Annotated in this window: 10 protein-coding genes and 1 pseudogene; 1 reads left to right on the plus strand and 10 read right to left on the minus strand. The window is 71.0% G+C overall.

Going from position 1 to position 14953, the window contains the following annotated elements:
• Nucleotides 1-77 precede the first annotated feature (77 nt).
• The 9 genes and pseudogenes from FFS25_RS11555 to rpsO all read right to left on the minus strand — a co-directional run bounded on the left by FFS25_RS11555 (nt 78) and on the right by rpsO (nt 12565).
• Complete coding sequence (locus tag FFS25_RS11555; RefSeq protein WP_171004194.1) at nt 78-3092, minus strand: FtsK/SpoIIIE family DNA translocase; 3015 nt, start codon at nt 3090-3092, stop codon at nt 78-80.
• Between the two features lie 94 nt (nt 3093-3186).
• Nucleotides 3187-4884, minus strand: a complete 1698-nt coding sequence (locus tag FFS25_RS11560; protein WP_006214496.1) for a ribonuclease J — start codon at nt 4882-4884, stop codon at nt 3187-3189.
• Between the two features lie 164 nt (nt 4885-5048).
• Nucleotides 5049-5963 (minus strand): 4-hydroxy-tetrahydrodipicolinate synthase, encoded by a 915-nt coding sequence (gene dapA, locus FFS25_RS11565; protein ID WP_137803023.1) that lies wholly within the window; start codon nt 5961-5963, stop codon nt 5049-5051.
• A gap of 21 nt (nt 5964-5984) precedes the next feature.
• A complete protein-coding gene (locus tag FFS25_RS11570; protein WP_137803024.1) occupies nt 5985-6623 on the minus strand; it encodes a tetratricopeptide repeat protein in 639 nt (212 codons plus the stop codon).
• On the minus strand, nt 6620-7390 hold the full coding sequence (gene dapB, locus FFS25_RS11575) for a 4-hydroxy-tetrahydrodipicolinate reductase (RefSeq protein WP_137803025.1): 771 nt from the start codon (nt 7388-7390) through the stop codon (nt 6620-6622). The genes FFS25_RS11570 and dapB overlap by 4 nt, the downstream gene beginning before the upstream one ends.
• Before the next feature lie 85 nt (nt 7391-7475).
• Nucleotides 7476-8822, minus strand: coding sequence for a M16 family metallopeptidase (locus FFS25_RS11580; RefSeq protein ID WP_137803026.1), 1347 nt, complete (start codon nt 8820-8822; stop codon nt 7476-7478).
• 263 nt (nt 8823-9085) lie between these two features.
• A pseudogene (locus FFS25_RS14065) lies at nt 9086-9502 on the minus strand (MFS transporter); the annotation flags it as partial.
• 96 nt (nt 9503-9598) lie between these two features.
• Nucleotides 9599-11860, minus strand: a complete 2262-nt coding sequence (locus FFS25_RS11590; RefSeq protein ID WP_137803027.1) for a polyribonucleotide nucleotidyltransferase — start codon at nt 11858-11860, stop codon at nt 9599-9601.
• A 435-nt stretch (nt 11861-12295) separates the two neighbouring features.
• The gene (gene rpsO, locus FFS25_RS11595) at nt 12296-12565 is read right to left on the minus strand and encodes a 30S ribosomal protein S15 (protein WP_006214488.1); all 270 of its coding nucleotides are present in this window, start codon (nt 12563-12565) and stop codon (nt 12296-12298) included.
• A gap of 269 nt (nt 12566-12834) precedes the next feature.
• On the opposite strand from rpsO, the gene FFS25_RS11600 reads away from it, so the two are divergent.
• Nucleotides 12835-13743: an aldo/keto reductase gene (locus FFS25_RS11600; protein ID WP_006214487.1), complete on the plus strand. Its 909-nt coding sequence runs from the start codon at nt 12835-12837 to the stop codon at nt 13741-13743.
• Between the two features lie 121 nt (nt 13744-13864).
• Here FFS25_RS11600 and FFS25_RS11605 read toward each other — a convergent pair whose 3' ends face one another.
• Nucleotides 13865-14929 (minus strand): bifunctional riboflavin kinase/FAD synthetase, encoded by a 1065-nt coding sequence (locus tag FFS25_RS11605; RefSeq protein WP_137803028.1) that lies wholly within the window; start codon nt 14927-14929, stop codon nt 13865-13867.
• Nucleotides 14930-14953: the final 24 nt, after the last annotated feature.

The raw sequence follows: 14953 nt of genomic DNA on the forward strand, positions 1-14953 counted from the left end.
ATGCGCCGCGTCGGTCTGCGTGCGATGAGGCCTCCGGCGCGTCGTCGTCGCGGACGGCACAGCGCCGGAGGCTCGGCTCAGCGGCCGGTGAGCTGCCAGGCGTCCTGGCTGGACTCCTCGTCCGCGTCGTCGTAGTACTCGGCGGCGGCCTCGACGTCCGAGTCGTCCAGGGCGTCGGCGCCGGAGGACGCGATCTCACCGGAGCCGCCGGTGCCCTGATGCGGATGCGCCGGGGCGGGCTCGGCCGCGGTGGGGGGATCCTCGCCGCGGATGACGGCCAGGGTGGCGGCCAGGTCATCCGGACCCACCAGGACGTCGCGGGCCTTGGAGCCCTCCGACGGGCCCACCACCCCGCGGGACTCCATCAGGTCCATGAGCCGTCCGGCCTTGGCGAAGCCCACGCGCAGCTTGCGCTGCAGCATGGAGGTCGAGCCGAACTGCGTGGTGACCACGAGCTCGACCGCCTGCAGCAGGACGTCCAGATCGTCCCCGATGTCCTCGTCGATCTGCTTCTTGGGCTGCTCCTGGATGACGTCGTCGCGGTAGTGCGTCTGCATCTGCGACTTCACGTGCTCGACGACGTCGTGGATCTCGGACTCCGCCACCCACGCGCCCTGCACGCGCATGGGCTTGGAGGCGCCCATGGGCAGGAACAGTGCGTCGCCCTGTCCGATCAGCTTCTCCGCACCGGGCTGGTCCAGGACCACGCGGGAATCCGTGACCGAGGAGGTCGCGAACGCCATGCGCGAGGGCACGTTGGCCTTGATCAGGCCCGTGACCACATCCACCGACGGGCGCTGGGTGGCCAGCACCAGGTGGATGCCGGCCGCGCGCGCCAGCTGGGTGATGCGCACGATCGAGTCCTCGACATCGCGAGGGGCGACCATCATCAGGTCCGCGAGCTCGTCCACGATCACCAGCAGGTACGGGTACGGGCGGATGACGCGCTTGGAGCCCGGCTCGGGCTGGACCTTGCCCGCGCGCACGCCCTTGTTGAAGTCGTCGATGTGCTTGTAGCCGTAGCGCGAGAGGTCGTCGTAGCGGGCATCCATCTCCCGCACGACCCACTGCAGCGCCTCGGCGGCCTTCTTGGGGTTCGTGATGATCGGGGTGATCAGGTGCGGCACGCCCTCGTAGGCGGTCAGCTCCACGCGCTTGGGGTCGACCATCACCAGGCGGACCTCATCCGGGGTGGCCCGCATGAGCAGCGAGACGATCATGGAGTTCACGAACGACGACTTGCCCGCGCCGGTGGCACCGGCCACGAGCATGTGCGGCATCTTGGCCAGGTTCGCCACGACGAAGCCGCCCTCGACGTCCTTGCCCACGCCCATGACCATGGGGTGATCGTTCTTGCGCGCGGCCTGCGAGCGCAGTACGTCGCCCAGGGCGACGGTCTCGCGGTCGGTGTTCGGGATCTCGATGCCGATGGCGGACTTGCCGGGGATCGGCGAGAGGATGCGCACGTCCGCCGAGGCGACCGCGTAGGAGATGTTCTTGGACAGCGCCGTGACGCGCTCGACCTTGGTGCCGGCACCCAGCTCGATCTCGTAGCGAGTGACCGTGGGGCCTCGGGAGAACCCGGTGACCTCGGCGTCGACCTTGAACTGCTCCAGCACGCTGGTCAGCGCGGCCACGACGGCGTCGTTGGCCTCCGAGCGCTCCTTGGACGGCGGCCCCAGCACGAGCGAGGACGGGTCCGGCAGCGTGTAGGCGACATCGCCCTCGAGCTGCAGCTGCTCGGTGCGCGCCGGGATGGGCTCGACCGGAGTCTCCGCCCGGCGCACGACCGCTCGGCCCATGACGGGCTCGTGCTCGTCGACGCCCTGGTCGTCCACGAGCGCGGAGGAGCCGGAGCCGGCCGCGGTGTCCGAGGCGGCGGAGGCCGCCGCGCCGCCGGGCTCGAGTCCCTGCTCCGCCAGCAGCCTGCGCGCGGCCTGCTGATCGCGGGTGGGGCGCTTCTGCCCCGGACGCGGGCGCTCCTCCTGGGAAGCGGCAGCCGCGGCCGAGGAATCCTCCTGGGGGCTGGGCGCCTCTCCGGACTCGACGTCGTAGACGAAGCTCTCACCCGTGTCCCGCGCCGCTGGGCGACGGCTCGAGCGGCGGGGCTGCTGCTCGGCCTCCTGCCCCTCGGGACCGTCCGGCAGCACGGCCGTCTCGAAGGCCTCGTCGCCGTGGTAGGAGTCCAGCTCGGCTCGGCGCTGCGCGTCCTGCTTCTCCTGCCGCTTGCGAGCTCGCCGGGCCGCACGGGACTCGGGCTCGGCCTGGCGGTCATCGAGGTAGGAGCGGTCGTGCTCCTGCGCCGAGAGGTCGGTGCCCGCACGCCTGTGGGGCTCCGACTCCCCCACCAGGGTCCGCCAGGCTGCGCCCAGGCGCGGGCCGATCTGCGACAGCGGGGTCCCGGTGATGATCAGGACGCAGATCGCCAGCAGCAGCGCGCAGACGATCGCGGCGCCCACGGGCGTGATGACCCCGCCCAGCGGGCCGGCCATCAGGTAGCCGATGGCTCCGCCGGCGGTGAGGCGGGCCTGGAAGGAATCCGCGACGCCCGGCGAGCCGCCCAGCACGTGGGCGATCCCGCTGGCCGCCAGCAGCGCCAGGCTCAGGCCCAGCGCGATCCGGTTGTTCGGCGGGGTGGGCACGGGACGGCGGAAGATCCGCAGGGCGAAGCCGCCCAGAGCCAGCGGCAGCACGAGAGCCGCCCAGCCGATCAGCCCGGCGACCACCACATGGATGCCCGAGGCGGCGGCGCCCAGCACGGGCACGCCGGAGTCGTAGAGGCTCCACCACTCGACCACGGCGATCGCCGCGGCCAGGCACAGCAGCACCAGGGCTCCGCCGTCGCGACGGTCCTGGGGCTCCATATCGGTGCGCACGGTGCCGATGCGGCGCACGGCGCCGCCGACCAGGTGGGCGCCCCACAGCCAGAGCCCGAGGAGGGCATCGAGGATGCGCTCGCCGGCGCCGGGGCCTGCTGCGCGGGAGCTGGAGGACGTGGCGCGGGGGGACTTGGAGGATCCGCTCTTGGGCCTGGAGCCAGAGCCGCGCGACGTCGAGGCGCCCTTGCGGGCGGGGGAAGTACGAGTCGCCATGGCCCCCAGGGTAGTCGACGGCCCGCAGACGATGGCTCGTCTGCGGGCCGCGGTGTGGCCTGACCGCCCGGTGATCACGGGGCGGCGGCCGGGATCAGCTCCGGTCGGCCTCCAGCACGACCGGGACGATCATGGGCTTGCGGCGCAGCTTGCGCCCCACCCACGGGCCGATCGTGCGGCGCACCGTCTGCTGCAGCTGGTGCGTGGTGTGCTCGCGCTTGTCCTTGAGCGCGTCCTCGATCGCGGCGGTGATCTTGGGCTTGATCTCGTCGAACACACGATCGTTCTCGGCCACGCCGCGGGCGTGGACGTCCGGGCCGGTGACGACGGACTTGGACTTGCGGTCGATCACGACGACGATCGAGACGAAGCCCTCCTCGCCGAGCACGATGCGGTCCTGGAGGTCGTCCTCGGTGATCATGCCGACCGACGAGCCGTCGACGTAGACGAACTTGATGTCGCGGCGCCCGGCGATGCGCGCCCGGCCCTGCTTCATATCCACGCTGGTGCCGTTCTCGATCAGCAGCACGCTCTCCGGCGGCACGCCGGTGGCCTCGGCGAGCTCGCCGTTGGCCATGAGATGGCGGACCTCGCCGTGCACCGGCATGACCTGCTCGGGCTCGACGATGTTGTAGCAGTACAGCAGCTCGCCAGCCGAGGCGTGCCCGGAGACGTGGACCTTGGCGTTGGACTTGTGCACCACATGAGCGCCCATGCGCATGAGGCTGTTGATGATGCGGAACACGGAGTTCTCGTTGCCCGGGATCAGCGATGAGGCGAGGATGACGGTGTCGCCCTCCTGCAGCTGCACCCGGTGATCGCCGCGGGCCATGCGCGACAGCGCCGCCATGGGCTCGCCCTGGGAGCCGGTGCACATCACGACGATCTCGTCGTCGCGGTAGTTGTCGATCTTCTTCTGATCGACCAGCACGCCCTTGGGCACGTCCAGGTAGCCGAGCTCCTCGGCGATGCCCATGTTGCGCACCATGGACCGGCCCATCAGCACGACCTTGCGGTTGGCCGCGACGGCGGCGTCGAGCACCTGCTGCACGCGATGGACGTGCGAGGAGAACGACGCGACGACGACCTTCTGGGTCGACTTGGCGATGACGCCGGAGAGCACCGGCCCGATGTCCTTCTCGGTGGGCGTGAAGCCCGGGACCTCGGCGTTGGTCGAGTCGGTCAGGAACAGGTCCACGCCCTCCTCGCCCAGGCGGGCGAAGTGGCGCAGGTCGGTGATGCGGCCGTCGAGAGGAAGCTGGTCCATCTTGAAGTCGCCCGTGTGCAGCACCGTGCCGCCCTTGGTCCGCATGAAAACGGCCAGGGCGTCCGGAATGGAGTGGTTCACGGCGACGAACTCGCACTCGAACTCGCCCAGCTTCTCCACCTGGCCCTCGCGGACGGTCAGCATGAACGGCTTGATGCGGTGCTCCTGCAGCTTGGCCTCCACCAGGGCCAGGGTCAGCTGCGAGCCGAGCAGGGGGATGTCCGGGCGGCGCTTGAGCAGGTACGGGATCGCGCCGATGTGGTCCTCGTGGCCGTGCGTCAGCACGACCGCGACGACGTCGTCCAGGCGGTCCTCGATCTGGGAGATGTCCGGCAGGATCAGATCCACGCCGGGCTGGTGCTCCTCGGGGAAGAGCACGCCGCAGTCGACGATCAGCAGCTGGCCGTTGATCTCGAACACGGTCATGTTGCGTCCGACCTCGCCCAGGCCGCCCAGCGGGGTGACTCTCAGGGTGTCCTTGGACAGGGACGGCGGTGCCTTCAGGTCTTCGATCCAGTGGACCATGTGACCCCTTTCATGTGCGGTTGTCAGCGCGATCTCGCGCTGCTGGTCATTCAGTTGTTCATGTCATGGGTCCGCGCTCCGCCGCCCGAGGACGGGGCGGTGCGGAGCGCGGTTCGCCGACAGGCTGCGCCGTCGACTCGCTGCAGCGCAGCGGCAGGCACGGCTCAGGCGCCGATCGTGTCCTGGACGACGCTGCCCTCCAGGTCAGCGCGCATGACGGCGAGCTCGTCCTGGGTGGCCTCGACGTACGGCAGGCGCACGGTGTGCCCGGGCAGCATGCCCTGCCAGTGCAGGATCTGCTTGGCGGCCACCGCGCCGGGCACGTGAGTCATGGTCGCGCGGACCACGGGCTCCAGCTCGTAGGCCAGGCCGCGGGCCGTGGCCAGGTCATCGCTGCGCATGGCATCGATCATCCGGCGGAAGCGCGGGGTGTCCACGTGCGAGGTCACGCCGACCAGGCCCACGGCGCCGATGGCCATCCACGGGACGGTCAGGCCGTCGTCGCCGGAGTAGAACAGCAGATCGGACTCGGCCATGACGCGCGTGGCCTCCGTGAGATCCGCCTTGGCGTCCTTGACCGCGACGATTCTGGGGTGCTCGCCCAGCCGGATCAGCGTGTCCGCCGACAGTGGGATGCCCGTGCGGCCGGGGATGTCGTAGAGCATGATCGGCAGCTCGACGGAGTCGGCGACCTTCTCGAAATGCGCGACGACGCCGGCCTGCGTGGGCTTGTTGTAGTACGGGGTGACGATCAGCAGCCCGTCCATGCCGGCCTTCTGGGCCTGCTCGGACAGGTGCATGGTGTGCGCGGTGTCATTGGAACCCGCACCGGCCACCAGGGCGGCCCGATCGCCGACGGCCTCGCGCACGGCGCGGAAGACCGCCTCGTGCTCGTCATCCGTCATGGTCGAGTACTCCCCGGTGGTGCCGCCGACCACCAGGCCGTCGCAGCCCTGGCCCACCAGGCGCTGCGCGAGCGCTGCGGTGGAGTCCAGATCCACGGAACCATCGGTGCGGAACGGAGTCACCATGGCGGTGAGCAGGGTTCCGAACAGGGGCTTGTCGTGGTGCGCAGTCATGCGACCACCCTACCGTCTCCGTCAGTCACCGGTGCTGGCAGGGCCGCGCGGGGCGCGCCCTCGCGACAGGGCCACGGCATCGCGCATGCACCGGCGTGCGCGCGCAGTGTCCCCCGAGGCGCTGTAGGCCAGGCCGAGCCGGTACCAGCTTCGCCAGTCCCCGGGCGCGGCTTCGGCCTCCTGCGCCCAGCGCTCGAAGTCCTTGTCTGCGGCCTCGCGCACGATCCGCCCGCTGGGGCGCCGCGGCAGGTCCTCGGGCAGTCCGCCCTCCGCCTCCAGACGACGGCCGAGGCCCTCTAACCGGGAGCCGAAGACGACCTCGCGGACCAGCGCCCACACGCCGAGCACGGGCAGGACGATCATCCCGATCGCCAGCAGCTTGGAGACCAGCACGTCCGAGCTCAGCAGGATCCACGCCCGCTGCAGGCTCAGTCCCAGATACAGGGCCAGCAGCGCTGCCATGATCGCGGCCAGCGCCTTGCCCTGGGCGCGAGCCTCGAGCAGCGTGAACACGCCGGCGAAGGCCACGACCACCAGGATCCAGACCTTGGACGCGCTCGGCAGCGGGAGCAGAAGCAGGCTCAGCAGCGCTGCGACGAGCACCACCCAGCCCAGCCGCCGCAGCGGACTCCGCGACTGCCGGACGTCCTCGGCGCTCACGCGTCCAGGTCCAGGTAGCCGTCGAGCCCGTGGGTCAGCCCCGGGCGCTGCCCGACGGTGCGCACGCCCAGCAGCACGCCGGACATGAAGGACACGCGGTCGAACGAGTCGTGGCGGATGCTCAGCTGCTCCCCCACGGAGCCCAGCAGCGTCTCCTGGTGCGCGACCAGTCCGCGCAGGCGCACCGAGTGGACGTGGATGCCGTCCACGACGCCCCCGCGAGCGCCCGTGGGATCGGTCTGGGTGGCATCCGGGGAGACGGGCACACCGGCCTCCTCCCGCTCGGCGGCCATCAGCGCGGTCGTCCGCGCCGCGGTGCCCGACGGGGCGTCGACCTTGTCCGGGTGATGCAGCTCCACGATCTCTGCCGATTCGAAGAACCGAGCCGCCTGAGCCGAGAAGCGCATGGCCAGCACCGCGCCGATCGAGAAGTTCGGGGCGATCAGCACGCCCACCTCCGGGTGCTCGCCCAGCAGCTGCTCCAGGCGGGCCAGCTTCTCGTCGTCCCATCCGGTCGTGCCCACGACGCAGTGGATGCCGTGCTCCACGCCGAAGCGGACGTTGTCCTCCGAGGCCGCGGGCACCGTCAGGTCGATCAGGACCTCCGCCTGCGCGTCCACGAGCCCCTGCAGGCTGTCGCTGTGATCGATGGCCGCCACGAGGTCCAGTCCCTCGGCGGCCTCGACGGCCTTGACGGCCTCCGAGCCCATGCGCCCGTGGGCGCCCAGGACGGCCACGCGCAGTCCGCTCGCAGTGTTCTCGCTCATGCTGTGCTCCTTCGCTGCGCCGCCGATCGGCGGCTCGGATGGTGATCGTCCCGCATGCCGTGCGGGCGGGCGCCTGGCCGGGGGCTCACTGCCCGTCGGGGGGCTGCACGACCTGCACGACGGCGGGGCCCTCCGCGAGCTCGGCGGCCAGGCGCTGGACGTCCTGCGCGGTCACGGAGCGGACCCGGTTCATGGTCTCCTCGAGATCAACGAACTCGCCGATGCCCAGCTCCGCCGAGCCCAGGCGGCTCATGCGCGAACCGGAGTCCTCCAGCGCCATGACGGTCCCGCCGGCCAGCTGCCCGACGACCTTGGCCAGCTCGCGCTCCCCCGGGCCGTCGGCGGCCAGCTCCTGGAGCTGGGCCTGCATCAGCTCCAGCACCTCGTCGGTGCGCGCGGGCGCGCAGCCGGCGTACATCCCGAAGTATCCCGCATCCGAGTAGGAGCCGGAGAAGGAGAACGTGCTGTAGGCCAGCCCGCGCTTCTCCCGGATCTCCTGGAACAGCCGCGAGGACATGCCCCCGCCCAGCGCGGCGTTGAGCACGGTCATGACGTAACGGCGCTCGTCGCCGGTGACGAGGCCGGGGCGCCCGATCACCACATTGGACTGCTCGACCGGGCGGTGCAGCAGGTGACGGCCCCACTCGGGGCTCAGCTGTGCCAGGCCGTCGAGCTGCCCCGAACGACGGGCCCGCGGACGGCCGGGAGCCTCGGGGTCCCAGCCGGCGCGGGCCAGGCGCTCGCGCACCTCCTCGACCACGCGGTCGTGATCCAGGCCGCCGGCGGCGGTGACCACGAGGTTCTCCGGGCGGTAGTGCTCCTGCCAGTGCTCGAGCACGCGCTGGCGGGCCACCCCGGTGATCTCCTCGGGCGTGCCCCCGATGGGGCGCGAGAGCGGGTTGCCGTGCAGAACGTGCTCGACGAAGTGCTCGAAGGCCACGTCCGTGGGGTCGTCCTGGTCCATGGCCAGCTCCTCGAGGATGACCCCGCGCTCGCGCTCGAGCTCATCGGTCTCCAGCAGCGGCGCGGTGACCATGTCCGCGAGGACGTCGATCGCCATGGGCAGGTCCTCGGAGAGCACCCGCGCGTAGTAGCACGTGGACTCCTTGGCCGTGGCGGCGTTCGACTCGCCGCCGACCTCGTCGAAGGCCTCCGCGATCTGCAGCGCGCTGCGCCGGGCGGTCCCCTTGAACAGCAGGTGCTCGAGGAAGTGCGTGGAGCCCAGGTGACCGGGCCGCTCGTCGCGCGAGCCCACCCCCACCCAGAAGCCCACGGAGGCAGAGAGCAGCCCGGGCATGGACTCGGTGAGGATCCGCACGCCGTTGGGCAGTACGGTGCGGCGCACGGCGGCACCGCCGTCGCCGGACCAGACCAGCTCGGGCGAGTGCGTACCGGCGGGGTCCGGCGGGCGCAGCTCCAGCGCATACGACATGTGGGGGCTCGACTCCTGACGGCGATGAGGGATGGCCCCGGGGGCCGCAGCCGCGGCTCCTCTCGGGAACCCGTCGAGTCTAGGACCAGGCTCTCGGGGCGGCCAACTGCCGGCTCAGCCCTCGATCTCGGTCCGGGACCCCGATCTGGGGGCCCGGATGAACAGGGAGAGCACCACGCAGACCACGTCCAGCGGCAGACGGCGCGGGGCCCCACATTGCGCAGCCTGGCCAGACCCAGCAGGCCCGAGGCGGCCACCAGGGTCATGGTCACCGCCATCATCAGGGGTAGCACCACGGCCGTGCCCGCGCCCTGGAAGAGCTGGTCGAGCAGCAGGACCCCGAACCACGGCGCCAGCGCGGCCAGCAGGGTGCCGAGCAGGAACGCGGCGACGGCGACGATGAAGACCGCCCGGGTCGAGAACCGCTCGAGCCTCCAGCCCGTGGTGGGCATGACGACGGCCATCGTCAGCATGAAGCCGGTGAGCAGCCACTGGGCGGTGGCCGCGGAGACGTGGAACTCGCCCCGTCCTGAGGCGGACGGCTGTCTGAGGTGTGTGCGGACAAGGCATTCGCTTCCACGTGCGGAAGGCGCCGACCAGGGGAGACGGCCCGTTGCCTCAGCATCAGGCCCGCCTCGACCGTACCCCGGATCCCGAGTCCGCACGCCGCCCGCAGACATGCCTCCCCCGAGGGGCTCAGACGGGTCGGGCCCCGCATCCACGGCGGATGCGGGGCCCGGGGCCTCGTGCGGCTCAGGTGCGAGCCGGTGGAGGGATCACTCGGCGGCGGAGTCCTCGTCCGCCTCAGCGGCGGCGTCGTCGGCCACGACCGGCGAGAGCGAGAGCTTGCCGCGGTCATCGACCTTGGTGATCTCGACCTGGACCTGCTGGCCCACGCCCACGACGTCCTCGACGTCGTTGACGCGCTTGCCGTCGTTGAGCTTGCGCAGCTCGGTGACGTGCAGGAGGCCGTCGCGGCCCGGGGTCAGCGAGACGAAGGCGCCGAAGGTCGTGGTCTTCACGACCGTGCCCAGGTAGCGCTCCCCCACCTCGGGGACCTGCGGGTTGGCGATCGCGTTGATCGCCGAGCGCGCGGCCTCGGCCGAGGGGCCGTCCACGGCGCCGATGAACACGGTGCCGTCGTCCTCGATGGAGATGTCCGCGCCAGTGTCCTCCTGGATCTGGTTGATCATCTTGCCCTTGGGGCCGATGACCTCGCCGATCTTGGAGACGGGCACGTTGACCGTGATGATCCGCGGGGCGTACTCGGACATCTCGTCCGGTGCATCGATCGCGGAGGCGATCACGTTGAGGATGGCCAGGCGGGCATCGCGGGCCTGGGCCAGGGCGGCGCCCAGGACCTCGGCGTCGATGCCGTCGAGCTTGGTGTCCAGCTGGATGGCCGTGACGAACTCGGAGGTGCCGGCGACCTTGAAGTCCATGTCGCCGAGCGCGTCCTCCGCGCCCAGGATGTCGGTCAGCGCGACGCTGGCCGGCTTGCCGTCGACCTCGCCGGTGATCAGGCCCATGGCGATGCCGGCCACCGGGGCGCGCAGCGGCACGCCGGCGTTGAGCATCGACAGGGTCGAGGCGCAGACCGAGCCCATGGAGGTCGAGCCGTTGGAGCCCAGGGCCTCGGAGACCTGGCGGATCGCGTAGGGGAACTCCTCGCGCGACGGGATCACGGGGGCCAGTGCGCGCTCGGCCAGAGCGCCGTGGCCGATCTCGCGGCGCTTGGGCGAGCCCACGCGGCCGGTCTCGCCGGTGGAGTACGGCGGGAAGTTGTAGTGGTGCATGTAGCGCTTGGACTTCACCGGCGACAGCGAGTCGATCTGCTGCTCGAGCTTGAGCATGTTCAGCGTGGTGACGCCCATGATCTGGGTCTCGCCGCGCTGGAAGATCGCCGAGCCATGCACGCGCGGCAGGATCTCCACCATGGCGGTCAGCTCGCGGATGTCGCGGGGGCCGCGGCCGTCGATGCGCACGTTCTCGGAGAGCACGCGCTGGCGCACGGTGTGCTTGGTCAGGGCCTGGTAAGCGTCGTTGACCTCGTCGGCGCGCTCGGCGAAGGGCTTGCCCTCACCGGTCAGCTCCTCCAGGACGGACTGGTGCAGGGCGTCGGTGGCGTCCTCGCGCTCCTGCTTGCCGGCGATCGAGTAGGCCTCCACCAGGCGCTGGCCCACGGCGTCCTTGACGGCCTGGGCGACGTCGTCGCCGTGGCCGCCGAAGCGCGGCAGCTCCATCTCGGGCTTGCCGGCGCGGGCCTTGAGGTCCGACTGGGCCTGGCACAGCGCCTTGATGAAGGGCTTTGCGGCGTCGAGGCCCTCGGCCACGATCTGCTCGGTGGGCGCCACGGCGCCCTGGCCCTTGATGAGCTCCCACGAGCGGTCGGTGGCTTCGGCCTCGACCATCATGATCGCGACGTCCTCGGTGCCATCGGCCTTGGTGACCACGCGGCCGGCCACGGCCATGTCGAACACGGCGTTCTCGAGCTGGGAGTGCTTGGGGAAGCAGACCCACTGGTGGGTGCCGTCGGCCTCGGCCATCAGGGCCAGGCGCACGCCGCCGACCGGGCCGCCGAAGGGCAGGCCGGACAGGGTCGTGGACATCGACGCGGCGTTGATCGCAATGGTGTTGTAGATCTCGTCGGGGTCGATCGCCAGCACAGTCACGACGACCTGGACCTCGTTGCGGATGCCCTTCTGGAAGGCGGGGCGCAGCGGGCGGTCGATCAGGCGGCAGGCCAGCACGGCGTCGGTCGAGGGACGGCCCTCGCGGCGGAAGAACGAGCCGGGGATGCGTCCGTCGGCGTACATGCGCTCTTCCACGTCCACGGTCAGCGGGAAGAAGTCGAAGCCCTCGCGGGGCTTCTTGCCCACCGCGGTGGTGGACAGCAGGGTGGTGTCATCGTCGATGGACACCAGGGTGGAGCCGGCTGCCTGCTGCGCGAGCAGACCGGTCTCGAAGCGCACGACGCGCTGGCCGTAGCGGCCGTTGTCGATGACGGCTTCGGCGGACTGGATCTCGGGACCCTCCAAGGGCCACCTTCCTTTCGTCGCGATCGTCTCCACGATCGGGGTGATCTGGCAGTGTCCGATCCGCCCCGCTCGCACGGCGCACGGTCTTCGATCGAAGTCCACGGCCGCGGCAGCGAGGCTGCGGGGATTCCGTGGACCACTGTCGAGGACCGGGACGCGGGCGTCGTGCGGGCCGGATCGACGAGGACGGCTGGAGCCGTCCATCGCGGATGCCCTGCGGACCCATCCGTGGGCCCCGGGGCTTGTTCGTGCAGACCCAGCCTGACAGGTCCGCGACGCGCGGACCAGCATTGAGGGGCTGCGAATGTTCGTCCGGACGCTCAGCCGGTGGGCGGGCGTCGGCGGCGGATGTGGCGGGATCCGCGCCCGTAGACCACGAGCGGGACCGCCGCGAGCTGCGTGGCGGCCCCGCCCGAGGCAAGGGTCAGAATGCGATCAGCGGCGCAGGCCGAGACGCTGGATCAGCGAGCGGTAGCGCTCGATGTCCGTGTTCTGCAGGTAGGTCAGCATGCGACGACGGCGACCGACCATGGCCATGAGGCCGCGGCGGGTGTGGTGGTCGTGCTTGTGCGACTTGAGGTGCTCGGTCAGATCCGAGATCCGGCGAGTCAGGACCGCGACCTGGACCTCGGGCGAACCGGTGTCGCCCTCGTGGGTCGCGTACTCCTCGATGATGGACTGCTTGACAGCTGCGTCGAGTGCCATGTGTGAACTCCTTCGGGGTCCAGTGCCGTGCGTCCCGGCTGCGAAGGTGATCGCGCCGGGGCAGGAGCTCGCACGAGCGGATCGTGCGGACTCAGGGGCCCGTCCGCCACGGACTGCAGGCGGACCGCCGATCATGGTAGCAGGCGCGCGCCACACGGGCTGTGAGCCGGACGATGTCCGGGGACAGTGCAAGACTGGAGGGCGAACCCCTCCGGGCCCGTTCCGCTGCGGCCCCGGCGCACCGTCCCCGAGCAGTGAGGAGTGGGCCCATGACCGAGTCCGCAGACAGCCGCGAGTCCGAGACCACGCAGATCGATCCGGCCCTGGCCGACCAGGTGGGCGTCTCCGAGCGCCGCCACACCCTCAACGACGGCCACCAGCTGCCGCAGATCGGCATGGGCACCTACCCCATGGACGACGCCGATGCCGAGGTCGGCGTCTACGAGGGCATCAACCGGGGCTTCCGCCTGATCGACACCGCCGTGAACTACGGCAACGAGATCGGCGTGGGCCGCGGCATCGCCCTGGCCGGGCTGCCCCGCGACGAGGTCTTCGTGACCACCAAGATCCCCGGCCGCGATCAGGGCGACGAGGCCACGGTGCGCGCCAGCGTGGAGGGCTCGCTCGAGCGGCTGGGCCTGGACCGCCTGGACCTGCTGCTGATCCACTGGCCCAATCCCCAGCAGGACAAGTACGTGCAGACCTTCCGGACCATGCTCGCCCTGCGCGAGGAGGGCCTGGTCCGCTCGGTCGGCGTCTCCAACTTCACCCCGGCCCACGTGGATCGCCTGATCGCCGAGACCGGCGAGACCCCGGCGGTCAACCAGGTCGAGCTGCACCCGCAGTACCAGCAGGAGGCCCTGCGCGCCCACCACCACGACAAGCGGATCCTGGTGCAGGCCTGGTCGCCGCTGGGGCGCAAGACCGACATCCTCGACCACGAGTGGCTCGCCGAGATCGCCGGGCAGGTCAACCGCACCCCGGCCCAGGTCATCCTGCGCTGGGAGATCCAGTCCGCGGTGCTGCCGATCCCCAAGTCCTCGAACCCCAAGCGCATGGCCGAGAACCTCGACGTCTTCGGCTGGGAGCTCAGCGATCAGCAGATGGAGCGCATCCGCCTGCTGCACACCGGTCTCTCCGGCTCGGGCTTCGACCCGGACGAGCACGAGGAGATGTGAGTCGGGCGCGCTGACCGCGCGCTTTGCCTGATGGACTTTGGGCCGCTCGGGGACTCCCCCGGGCGGCCCTCAGTCCGTCTCTGCCTCTGGTCGTTCAGGCGGCGGCGCCTGCAGCGCGCCGTCAGGGGGCGACGTCGGCCATGCCCTCCGGGTGCTGGGCCAGGATCTTGCGGGTGTTCTCCACGTCCAGGCTCATCTGCTGCACGAGCTTCTCCACGCCCTCGTAGGCCACCATGCCGCGCAGGCGGGCGATGAACTCCACGATGACCTCCTGGCCGTAGAGGTCGAAGTCCTCCACCCGCTCGCGGGGCCGGTCGATCACGTGCGCCTCGACCACCCGGGAGACGCCCTCGAATGTGGGGTTGGAGCCCACCGAGACCGCCACCGGCCAGCGCTGTCCGGAGGCGTCGGTGAGCCAGCCGGCGTAGACGCCGTCGGCGGGGATGTAGCCGTCGGAGTCCGGGGCGAGGTTGGCCGTGGGGAAGCCGAGCTCGCGACCGCGCGCGGCGCCGTGGACCACGGTGCCGCGCATGCGGTGCGGACGACCCAGCAGGCGTGCGGCGTCCTCGACGTCGCCGGCGATGAGGCGCTCGCGGATCCAGGTCGAGGAGATCCGCCGGTCCTCAGGATCATGGTCGGTGTCCTCCTGCGAGGAGACGGGGCCGTCGACCCCGACCAGCGGGAGGTTCGTGGTGCGCAGCTGGGCCGGCACAGTGCCGCAGCACTCGAGATCCTCGACCACGACGACGTCGAAGCCGTGCTCGGCGCCGAAGCGGCGCAGGGCGGAGACATCGCCCTGATTGCCGCGCCCGAACCGGGCGTCGGCGCCCACGACCACGCAGCAGGCGCGCAGCCCGCGCAGCAGGTACCGCCTCATGAACTCGAGCGGGTCCTGCGAGGCGAAGGCGAGGTCGTAGTGCTGCACGAGCACAGCGTCCACGCCGAGCTGCTCCATGGCATCGACCTTGTCCGAGGTGCCCATGATCTGGCCCCGGTACTGATCCGGGCGGTGCACCAGGGCCGGGTGCGGGTCGAAGGTCAGCACGACCGAGCTGGCGCCCTCGCGCTGTGCGCGCTCGACGGCCATCCCCAGGACCTCCTGGTGCCCGCGATGGACGCCGTCGAAGTTCCCGACGGTGACCACGCAGGGCCCGAGGTCCTCGGGAAGCTCGGACAGGTCGTGCAAGCGATGCAACGGGTCTCCTCGGCA

The sequence above is a fragment of the Kocuria sp. 2SI genome, from assembly GCF_005502825.1.
GTDB lineage: Bacteria > Actinomycetota > Actinomycetes > Actinomycetales > Micrococcaceae > Kocuria > Kocuria palustris.

Bases quoted from the DNA above. Each gene is read 5' to 3' on its own strand.
- FFS25_RS11555 (WP_171004194.1), bottom strand. From the start codon at position 3,092: ATGGCGACTCGTACTTCCCCCGCCCGCAAGGGCGCCTCGACGTCGCGC.
- FFS25_RS11560 (WP_006214496.1), bottom strand. From the start codon at position 4,884: ATGGTCCACTGGATCGAAGACCTGAAGGCACCGCCGTCCCTGTCCAAG.
- dapA (WP_137803023.1), bottom strand. From the start codon at position 5,963: ATGACTGCGCACCACGACAAGCCCCTGTTCGGAACCCTGCTCACCGCC.
- dapB (WP_137803025.1), bottom strand. From the start codon at position 7,390: ATGAGCGAGAACACTGCGAGCGGACTGCGCGTGGCCGTCCTGGGCGCC.
- FFS25_RS11580 (WP_137803026.1), bottom strand. From the start codon at position 8,822: ATGTCGTATGCGCTGGAGCTGCGCCCGCCGGACCCCGCCGGTACGCAC.
- rpsO (WP_006214488.1), bottom strand. From the start codon at position 12,565: ATGGCACTCGACGCAGCTGTCAAGCAGTCCATCATCGAGGAGTACGCG.
- FFS25_RS11600 (WP_006214487.1), top strand. From the start codon at position 12,835: ATGACCGAGTCCGCAGACAGCCGCGAGTCCGAGACCACGCAGATCGAT.